Source organism: Sinorhizobium psoraleae, from assembly GCF_013283645.1.
Lineage (GTDB): Bacteria > Pseudomonadota > Alphaproteobacteria > Rhizobiales > Rhizobiaceae > Sinorhizobium > Sinorhizobium psoraleae.
In genome coordinates this window covers 1-2,048 of record NZ_JABEKV010000049.1, presented here as the reverse complement: position 1 = coordinate 2,048, position 2,048 = coordinate 1, and the positions used below count along the sequence as shown (strand labels likewise).

General features: G+C 60.8%; 4 protein-coding genes and 1 pseudogene. 4 read left to right on the top strand and 1 reads right to left on the bottom strand.

The genetic code is table 11. The features are described 5' to 3' along the window. Positions 1–57: 57 nt before the first annotated feature. A complete protein-coding gene (locus tag ILFOPFJJ_RS36750) occupies positions 58–579 on the bottom strand; it encodes a hypothetical protein (protein ID WP_376741501.1) in 522 nt (173 codons plus the stop codon). A gap of 19 nt (positions 580–598) precedes the next feature. Here ILFOPFJJ_RS36750 and ILFOPFJJ_RS36855 point away from each other — a divergent pair. The 4 genes and pseudogenes from ILFOPFJJ_RS36855 to ILFOPFJJ_RS34875 form a co-directional block, all read left to right on the top strand. Next, a pseudogene (locus ILFOPFJJ_RS36855) lies at positions 599–750 on the top strand (IS110 family RNA-guided transposase); the annotation flags it as partial. A gap of 231 nt (positions 751–981) precedes the next feature. Then, the gene (locus tag ILFOPFJJ_RS34520; RefSeq protein ID WP_173514863.1) at positions 982–1,500 is read left to right on the top strand and encodes a chorismate-binding protein; all 519 of its coding nucleotides are present in this window, start codon (positions 982–984) and stop codon (positions 1,498–1,500) included. Continuing rightward, on the top strand, positions 1,415–1,696 hold the full coding sequence (locus tag ILFOPFJJ_RS36745; RefSeq protein WP_376741502.1) for a GNAT family N-acetyltransferase: 282 nt from the start codon (positions 1,415–1,417) through the stop codon (positions 1,694–1,696). The genes ILFOPFJJ_RS34520 and ILFOPFJJ_RS36745 overlap by 86 nt, the downstream gene beginning before the upstream one ends. Next, the coding region (locus tag ILFOPFJJ_RS34875) for a hypothetical protein (RefSeq protein ID WP_210267724.1) at positions 1,693–2,048 on the top strand (356 nt) is incomplete at its 3' end. The genes ILFOPFJJ_RS36745 and ILFOPFJJ_RS34875, both read left to right, overlap by 4 nt.

Sequence of the window (2,048 nt, the reverse complement as noted above, 5' to 3'; positions counted from 1 at the left end):
CCTGGCGGGTACATGCGCAGGATTTTCTCCACCGCCTTGTCCACCAGGGATGGATACCTAGGCCGGCGTCCCACAGCAGCCCTGCGACCGGGCTGCAGCGCGACGGCAAGTGCTGGTCGCCGGTGACGGCGCGAAACGCCAGCCCGATCCAGGTAGAAGAATGCGCTCAAGCCCGCCACAATCGCCGCGGGCTATGCCCGGGGCGAGAAGGTCAAATGACGAGATCAGGATGCCGCCGACCTCAAAGCGCGTGTCGCCTATGCCGAGATCGAGCGCGTGCTGCACCTGCGTGCCCGACATCAACTGGGCGGCGCCCTCCATGGCGTACGACAGGCCAAGCGTGGCCATGTCCCATGGCCCGATCGCAGATTGCGAGATTGGTCGCGCCGTTGAGGCGAGAGGGAAAGATGATGCCATCAGATTGGGGCGGGTGCTCGTGAACGCCACCGACCACTGGTCGGATTCTGGTGCTGTACCCGAACGATTCGGTCCGCACACCCGTCCTGACGGCATACCGCTGAGGTCGACCAGGCGCAGGTCCGCGGTGATCGCGATCTCCACGCCGCTGGATCGGTCCATTTGGTTCAGGCGCTTCTGACTTCACAAGCAAGTCTGCCGTGGAACCGGAGAAGCTTGATGGGCAGGTGCGGCATCTCGCCTGAAGACGAAGTCACACGCCGGCTGATGACAGTTCCGGGCATCCGTGTGATGACCGCTCTCACCTTCCGCCACAGAACCTACGATCCAAGTAATCCGGCGTCCTCGAAGGTCTCGCGCCAGTTCGAGGCGTATCATATCCCCTTCGCCACGTATCGTAACAAGCCCCGAGCGCTTCGCGTTCGGCTTGTCCAGTTCCCGACAATGTCGGATACGCAACGTAGCTGAGTCAGATCTACCCGACTGCCTATAAAAGCTTTTCACATTTGGCCCGGTACATGCACGGTCATCCGCAAACACGTGACCGACCAGAGAAGACGTCGCATGATCACCACACCAAAACATACCGCCGCAGCGGAACAGAATCACTTCGGCCAGGACCTTGCTAGTCGTCCGTCCCGTCGCCGCAAGCGGAGCCATCCGCTTCCGATCTCTCCCATTCGGCGTGCTGGTCATATTCCGCCATCCACGACAGCGCGAACGCCTGGTCCAAGGCCTATCAAGGGCACTGCGGCTCGACACGAAATTCCGGAGGAAGATCAGCGGATCGCAGAAAAATTGCGCCTGGACGAGAAGAGCCGTGCCGAGAATCTCATGATAGTGGACCTAATGCGGAATGATCTCGGACGGATCTGCCGCACCGGAAGCGTTCATGTACCAAGCCTTATGCACGTAGAAAGTTACAAGACCGTCCACCAGTTAGTCAGCACCATCTGTGGCGAACTCCAGTCGCCCGAGGACATCATCCCCTGCATTTCTGCGTGCTTCCCAGGCGGCCGTCTCCGATGTTACGGCAATCAGGGCTTCAGGCCATTATGGCATCCTGCAGGAGCTCTGGGTTGATCCGCGCCATCGCTCGGCTGGACATGGGAGACGGCTTCTCACCGCCCTAGACTGCGAAGCGCGAGCGCGGCAGTGGCCCATGGTCGAGGTGTCTTTTCCCTTGGCCGACCGCCCTGACGCCGATAGGCTCGCTGCATTCTATGAAAGCATGGGCTTCACATCAGCGGGAGAACGGCGACGACGGAGGCTTATGTGACCTGGCTGACAGTGCACATGACGCCCGCTTTACCCAGCCCCAGGGGCCTGATCGCCAATGCGACGGGGACAATCACGCCTTCAAGGGAGGTGCAGGATCGAATAAACGCGATCCGGACCGGATTGGAGGGATCGCCCGATGTCCGCATTGTCGCGCCCCCTGAACGTGTTCCGGACAAAGTGGTGCCGATCCTGGCGAAACTTCACGATCCGGGTTACCTTGAAGCACTCCGGCTCGGGCCTCACCCACTAGCACTACTTTGGCACCTTTGGCTTGCGGCGTTCTGTGAGGAGCATGTCACAGTGAGGGCATCGGAGCGGCGGTGGCCGTGCGAAGATGTCGAGGATCGCTT

Coding starts and splice junctions, on each gene's coding strand:
- ILFOPFJJ_RS34520 (WP_173514863.1), top strand. CDS start 982: ATGATCACCACACCAAAACATACCGCCGCAGCGGAACAGAATCACTTC.
- ILFOPFJJ_RS36750 (WP_376741501.1), bottom strand. CDS start 579: ATGGACCGATCCAGCGGCGTGGAGATCGCGATCACCGCGGACCTGCGC.